This is a genomic window from Streptacidiphilus pinicola (genome assembly GCF_003258295.1).
GTDB lineage: Bacteria > Actinomycetota > Actinomycetes > Streptomycetales > Streptomycetaceae > Streptacidiphilus > Streptacidiphilus pinicola.
The window spans coordinates 71,211-77,219 of the sequence record NZ_QKYN01000022.1 but is presented as its reverse complement, the minus strand read 5'-3'; the positions used below and the strand labels follow the sequence as shown (position 1 = coordinate 77,219).

At 71.8% G+C, this 6,009-nt stretch carries 5 protein-coding genes; 2 read left to right on the top strand and 3 right to left on the bottom strand.

Annotated features, from left to right (window positions below; genetic code table 11):
* Window positions 1-183: 183 nt before the first annotated feature.
* Window positions 184-882, top strand: coding sequence for an SDR family oxidoreductase (locus DN069_RS05390; RefSeq protein ID WP_111499663.1), 699 nt, complete (start codon window positions 184-186; stop codon window positions 880-882).
* Window positions 883-893: 11 nt separating this feature from the next.
* On the opposite strand, the gene DN069_RS05385 is transcribed toward DN069_RS05390, so the two are convergent.
* Both DN069_RS05385 and DN069_RS05380 read right to left on the bottom strand, forming a co-directional pair.
* Window positions 894-2,333, bottom strand: coding sequence for an ATP-binding protein (locus DN069_RS05385; RefSeq protein ID WP_111499662.1), 1,440 nt, complete (start codon window positions 2,331-2,333; stop codon window positions 894-896).
* A complete protein-coding gene (locus tag DN069_RS05380; RefSeq protein ID WP_111499661.1) occupies window positions 2,330-4,006 on the bottom strand; it encodes an NAD(P)/FAD-dependent oxidoreductase in 1,677 nt (558 codons plus the stop codon). The genes DN069_RS05385 and DN069_RS05380 overlap by 4 nt, the downstream gene beginning before the upstream one ends.
* 210 nt (window positions 4,007-4,216) lie before the next feature.
* Here DN069_RS05380 and DN069_RS05375 point away from each other — a divergent pair, with 210 nt between their 5' ends.
* Window positions 4,217-5,386 (top strand): metallophosphoesterase family protein, encoded by a 1,170-nt coding sequence (locus DN069_RS05375; protein WP_111499660.1) that lies wholly within the window; start codon window positions 4,217-4,219, stop codon window positions 5,384-5,386.
* Window positions 5,387-5,463: 77 nt separating this feature from the next.
* Here DN069_RS05375 and DN069_RS05370 read toward each other — a convergent pair whose 3' ends face one another.
* Window positions 5,464-5,895 (bottom strand): VOC family protein, encoded by a 432-nt coding sequence (locus DN069_RS05370; protein ID WP_111499659.1) that lies wholly within the window; start codon window positions 5,893-5,895, stop codon window positions 5,464-5,466.
* Window positions 5,896-6,009: the final 114 nt, after the last annotated feature.

Genomic DNA, 6,009 nt, shown 5'->3' with positions numbered 1-6,009 from the left:
GGATCCGGCAGCCCCTCCCCTTCCCCGACCGGCTGCCCGAGCCCCAGCCCGACCGGCACCGCTGCCTCGCCGAGCCCGTCGACCCCGGCAGCGCCTTCCCGCTCGGCGGGGTGATCACTGGATATAGTGCTGGCGTTTCGGGGGGAACGGTTGCCCCCGCCCCATCGCTGAGGAGACCGTCCCATGGAACCTGTCACGCTGATCACCGGTGGTTCGACAGGAATCGGCGCCGCCACCGCTCGTGCCCTGCTCAAGCAGGGCCACCGCGTGGCCGTCACCGGGCGCGGCGCGGAGAAGCTGGCGGCGTTCGCCGCCTCGGCCGCGGCGGGTGAGCGGTTGCTGACGATCACCGGTGACGCGAGTGACGAGCACGACGTGGCCGCCGCCGTGCGTCAGGTGGTGGACGTCTGGGGCCGGTTGGACAACGTCGTCGCCAACGCCGGGTACTCGCTGCCCGGGAACCTGGAGAGTCACGCCCCCGAGGACATGCGCGCGATGGTCCTCACCAACGTGCTGGGACCGGCCCTGCTGGTGCGCGAGACACTGCCGCAGCTGCGGGAGTCCAAGGGGCGCATTGTGTTCATCGGTTCGGTCGCCGGGGTGCGGCACACGCCGGGCAACCTGTACTCGGTGACCAAGTGGGCCGTGCACGCGCTCGCCGAGAACACGCGGCTGCTGGTCGGCAAGGACGGGGTCGGCGTGACCGTCGTCGCGCCCGGCGTCGTGGACACCCCGTTCTGGGACCAGCGCGGCGGCACGCCCGAGGCCGCGCCGGTGATGACGCCCGAGCACATCGCGGACACGATCGTCTTCGCGCTCAACCAGCCCGCGGGCGTGGACATCAACCAGATCACCATGCGGCCGAGCGGGCAGACCGGCTGACGGCGGTCCGTTCAGGGACGCGGTGGCGGATCGATCGGGAGGCGGACCTGGAAACGGGTGTCGCCGGGCACGGACCGCAGCCGCAGGTCGCCGCCGTGGCGGGTGACGACGATGCGCCAGGAGATGTCCAGGCCGAGGCCGGTGCCCTCGCCGACGGGTTTGGTGGTGAAGAACGGGTCGAAGACCCGGCTCTGGACCTCCTCGGGCACGCCGGGGCCGGTGTCGCGGAACTCGACGAGCGCGTGGGCGTCGTCGCGCGCGGTGCGCACGGTGAGGGTTCCGCCCTTGCCGGTGCTGCGCATGGCCCAGGCGGCGTTGTCGATCAGGTTCGTCCAGACCTGGTTCAGTTCGGCCGGGTAGCCGGGGATGTTCGGCAGGGTGCGGTCGTAGTCGCGGACGACGGTGATGTCCGGGGCGAGCTTCGCGGTGAGCAGCAGCAGGGTGCTGTCGAGCAGTTCGTGGAGGTCGGCGTTCTGGTAGGGGGCGCGGTCGAGTTGTGAGTACTCCTTGGCCGCGCCCACCAGGGCGGAGATGCGGCCGGTGGCGTCCTCGATCTCGCCGAGCAGGAGTTCGGCCTCCACGGTGCAGCCGAGCCAGTCGAGAGCCCGGCCGAGCATCTCGTCCGGCAGGGCCTGGGCGATCCGGTCCAGCCAGGCGGTGCCCAGGCCCGCCTGGACGAGGACCGGGGCGAGCTCCCAGGCGTCGGCGATCCCGCGGCTCTCCAGCCAGTCGCCGAGCTCGTCCTCCAGGTCCGCCGACTGGAGCGGGCTGAGCGCCGGAGCCTGGCCGATCTCACTGATCGTCATGTCCTGCAGGTCGTTCAGGTCCGTCAGTTCCTGGCCGCGGCGCGGGTCGGCCGCGAGTTCGCCGAACTCACGGCGCACCCGGGCGATGCGTTCGCGCAGCGAGGCGGTGGCGCGGACGGCGGCGGCCGCCGGGTTGTTGAGCTCGTGAGTGAGCCCCGCCGTCACCGAGCCGAGCGCGAGCAGCCGTTCGCGCTGGCCGACCGCCTCCTGGGTGTTCTTGAAGCCGAAGAACAGGCCTTCCAGCAGGTGCACGGCCATCGGGAACCAGTCCTGCATGAGCTGGGCGAAGGCCTGGGCCGGCAGCACGAAGAACCGTGAACGCTCGGTCACCCGCAGCGAGTTGTTGTAGAGCTGCGGCACCTGGTCGCCGAGGTAGGCCTGGAAGGCGCCGGCGTAGACGCCCGGGGCGGAGGTGCGGCTGACGTCCACCTCCTGCTCGCCGATCCGGCGCGAGAGGACCACGGTGCCCTCGAAGAGCACGTAGAAGCTGGTGGCCGGATCGCCCTCCCGGTAGACCGGTCCGGCGTCGAACCACTCGACGTGGCCGTCCCGGCACAGCTGGGTGAGCTGCTCCGGGGTCAGCTTCTCGAACAGGAACAGCTTGCGCAGTTCCTGCTCGTCGCAGAGCACCCAGCCGCCGCTCATGACTGCTCCAGGTAGCGGTGGGCGAGCATGACCGCCATCGCGCCCTCGCCGACGGCGGAGGCGACCCGCTTGGCGGACTCGGCGCGCACGTCCCCGGCCGCGAAGACGCCCGGGACGTTGGTCTCCAGGTGGTAGGGGGACCGGTCGAGCGCCCAGCCGGGTGGCGGGCTCCCGTCGGCGGTGAGGTCGGGGCCGGTCAGGACGAAGCCGTGCGCGTCCCGCAGCACGGTGCCGTCCAGCCAGTCGGTCAGCGGCTCGGCGCCGATGAAGACGTACATCCACTGAACGTCGACCGTCTCGCTCCGTCCGGTGGCCCGGTCGCGCAGGGTCAGCCCCTCCAGGTGCTCCTTGCCGTGGGCGGCCTCGACGACCGTCTCGGTGCGCACCGCGATGTTGGGGGCGTCCTGGACGCGCTGGAGCAGGTAGTAGGACATCGACGCGGACAGTTGCGAGGCCCGCACCAACAGGGTGACGCGCCGGGCGCTGCGGGACAGGAACATCGCGGCCTGGCCGGCCGAGTTCGCCCCGCCGACGATGTAGACCTCCTGGCCCGCGCAGGCCGCGGCCTCGGTCAGCGCCGAGCCGTAGAAGACCCCGCTCCCGGTCAGCTCGGCGGCGCCGGGCACGTCGAGCTGCCGGTAGGACACGCCCGTCGCCAGGATCACGGTGTGGGCGGAGACGGCGGAGCCGTCCGCGAAGCGCACGGTGCGGGCCGCGCCGTTGACCTCGAGGCCGGTGACCTTGCAGGCCGTGAGCAGTTCCGCGCCGAACTTGGTGGCCTGGCGACGTGCCCGGTCGGTCAGCTGGGCGCCGGAGACGCCGTCGGGGAAGCCGAGGTAGTTCTCGATGCGGGAGCTCTGTCCGGCCTGGCCGCCGGTGGCCTCGCGCTCGACCAGGACGGTGCGCAGGCCCTCCGAGGCCCCGTAGACGGCCGCGCCGAGGCCGGCCGGGCCGCCGCCGACGATGACCAGGTCGTAGAAGTCGGCCGCCGGCGTCGTCGACAGGCCGACGTGCGCCGCGAGGTCGCGTTCGGTGGGCTCCACCAGCGCGGTGCCGTCGGGGGTGACCACCAGCGGCAGCCGCAGCGCGTCCTTGCCGGCGGCGGCGAGCAGCCTGGCGCCCTCCGGTTCCTCGACCGAGTACCACCGGTAGGGCACCTGGTTGCGGGCGAGGAACTCCCGGATCTGCGAGGAGCGCGCCGACCAGCGGTGGCCGACGACCTTGGTGGTGTCCGCGACGCGTCCGTCGGTGGCCCGCCAGGACGCCAGCAGGTCGTCCACCACGGGGTACAGCTTCTCCTCGGGCGGTTCCCAGGGCTTGAGCAGGTAGTGGTCGAGGTCGACGACGTTGATGGCGTCGATGGCGGCATTGGTGTCGGCGTAGGCGGTGAGCAGCACCCGGCGGGCGCCGGGGTACAGGTCGAGGGCCTCTTCGAGGAACTCGATGCCGTTCATCTGCGGCATGCGGTAGTCGGCGAGGATCACCGCGACGGGTGTGCCGCGCAGCTTCAGCTCCCGCAGCGCCTCCAGCGCCGAGTCGCCGGACTCGGCGCGGACCACCCGGTACCGGTCGCCGTACCGGCGGCGCAGGTCCCGCGCCACGGCGCGGGAGACGGCGGGATCGTCGTCCACGGTCAAGATCACGGTCCGCACGGCGTCGGCGGCCTCTGCCATGGTTCACCACCTGAACGGTCGCAGGGCTCAGGGCAACAGCCCTTCCAGTCTGCGCGCCGGGACGCGGTCCGGCTCCCAGGCGTCGTGGCAGCAGCTCATCCGGCCGACCGCCCGTGAAGGTGTTCATCGCAGCGTTAGAGGCTGTTTGTGTCAGCTGTTAGATCCATGCTCTAACGTGCGGTGACCACCTGTCGTGGAAGGACATCGCCCATGAGCCGCGCCACCAAGATCTCCGCTGCCACCGTCGGACTGGCCGTTCTCGCGGTCACCGGCACCGCCGTCGCCGCCGCCAACCAGGGCGGCGGCCACAACGACTGGCCCTACGCCCACCACAGTGCCGCTACGTACACGCTGGCGGCGGTCGGTGACATCGCCTGCGAGCCCGACGACGCCGAGAACGCCGGCACGCCGACGTCGCTCAAGTGCGGCAGCCCCACGCTGGGCGGGATGAGCGCCGAGTTCGCGACCGCCAAGCAGGCCACGGACATGCACCCCGACGCGGTGGCGCTGCTCGGTGACGAGCAGTACCAGGTCGGCAAGCTGACGGACTTCCAGCAGTCCTTCGACCAGGCCTGGGGTGGCCTGAAGATGCTGGAGCGTCCGGCCCCGGGCAACCACGAGTACTACCCGTACGCCAAGAAGGGCGACAAGGAGGCCGGCCAGAACGGCACCGGGTACTTCGGCTACTTCAACGGCCACGACCAGTCCGGCGCGCCCACCAACCAGGGCCAGGCGGGCGACGACACGGCCGACAACCAGGGCTGGTACTCCTACAACCTGGGCAACTGGCACATCGTCTCGCTCAACGCCGAGTGCGACTCGGACGCGTTCAAGCACGACTGCTCGACCTCGGACGGCGGGCTGCTCGGCCAGGAGACGCACTGGCTGGCCAAGGACCTGGCCGCCAACGACCGCCCCTGCACCATCGCGTACTGGCACCAGCCGACGTTCAGCGCCACGACGGCCGCCACCGCGACGGTCCCCGCGTCCGCGCCGGGCGCCGGCGGCGTCGAGGGGGCGGCCGCCGACGCGTGGTGGAAGCTGCTGTACCAGAACCACGCGACGCTGATCCTCAACGGTCACGAGCACGCCTACGCGCGCCTGCGGCCGATGAACCCGGACGGGCAGTCGGACCCGGCGCACGGCATCCCGGAGTTCGTCATCGGCTCCGGCGGCGAGGCGCTGGACACGCTGGCGGGCACGCCGGGCGACTACGCCAACCCCAATGTGGTGACGGCGCAGGCCGGCGCGTTCGGCGTCATGAAGCTCACGCTCAAGCCGCACGGCTACAGCTGGGACTACAAGCCGGTCCTGGCCGGCCCCGGCTTCGACTCCTCGGCGCTGAACTACAGCGACTCCGGCAGCGCCCGCTGCAACTGACGCCCCGCGCGCTCAGCGCGACAGGCCACGGCCGGGCCCCGGGAACGCCGCTCGCGGACGTCCGGGGCCGACGCGGGTCACTCGTCGACGGCGACGCCGCCCCACTCCGCCGGTGCGACGTCGCGCAAGGTCTGTGAGAACTCCCAGTGGTGACCGCCGAGGTCCGCCACGGAGAAGGAGCGCTCGCCGTACGGGTACTCGGTCGGCTCCTGGAGCACGGTCGCCCCGGCGGCGCGGGCCCGCTCGAACAGGGCCCGCACGTCCTCGACCCGGACCTTGATCACGTGGGTCTCGGCGCCCGGACGCGGCGGCGTGCGCTCTCCGTGGACATCGGCGACGATCATCGCTCCGTCCGTCCCGATGCGCATCTGGGAGCGGTGGTCCTCGCCGATGCGCACCCGCTCGGCGAACCCGAACGCGGCCGTGAGCCAGGCCACCGCCGCGCGGACGTCCGGATACACCAGCACGGGGATCACCGTGCTGCTCGGGATGGAACGGTTGCTCAGCACGGCTCCACGGTAGTGGTCGCACCCGGACGCCGCCACGGTGCGGATCTCGGCGAAATTTCGACTGTGCTGCCGAAACTTGCCGCCGAATGCCGGCGGCGACCCTAGAGGCTGTCT